A 550-nucleotide genomic window follows, 5' to 3' on the forward strand; every position below is an offset into this window, starting at 1 on the left:
CTCATAGCAACAGCTACGTCATGAGTAGAGCATTAAAAATGACCTGTGCCTATTCGCCATCCAAATACCCGGTACTCATAAAATTCACATTGTTGTATGCGTATTTGTAAGCATCAAACATGATGTTTGCTTCTTCGGAATAATCGTTTTTTACGGAGTCGTAAAAATCGGCGAATTGTTTTTCCAGGTCTTTTGAGCGAGTGATGTTGGACCAATAGAAAAACCAGAATTGGAATCTATGTCCGATGCGTAAGCTGGACAAATAGTTGAAAATGGCTTTTCGTGTGTCAGTTTGGTTCAATAACTGTCTAACCATACTTCTTAAATAATTGGGAGCGTCTGCATCAATCTCTGCTCCTATGCACAGGTCTATTGCTCTTTTGCAATACTCATCTGCTGATATGGCCGTTAGCTTGTTGCTGAAAGCATTCACGAGTTTGTGCGATGTGGAATACAAATTTGGCAGGACATTGTTGCGGGTGTATTGAAAAGTTGCGATATATTGCATCCAATTTTTAGGAAAGGCATCGAAGTACTCGCGCTGGCTGTC

General features: G+C 40.7%; 1 protein-coding gene. It reads right to left on the reverse strand.

Annotated features, from left to right (window positions below):
* Window positions 1-49: 49 nt before the first annotated feature.
* On the reverse strand, window positions 50-550 hold a 501-nt coding region (locus NW212_RS15235; protein WP_258339461.1), incomplete at its 5' end, for a hypothetical protein.

This window comes from Bacteroides sp. ET225 (assembly GCF_024733745.1).
Classification (GTDB): Bacteria; Bacteroidota; Bacteroidia; order Bacteroidales; family Bacteroidaceae; genus Phocaeicola; species Phocaeicola excrementipullorum.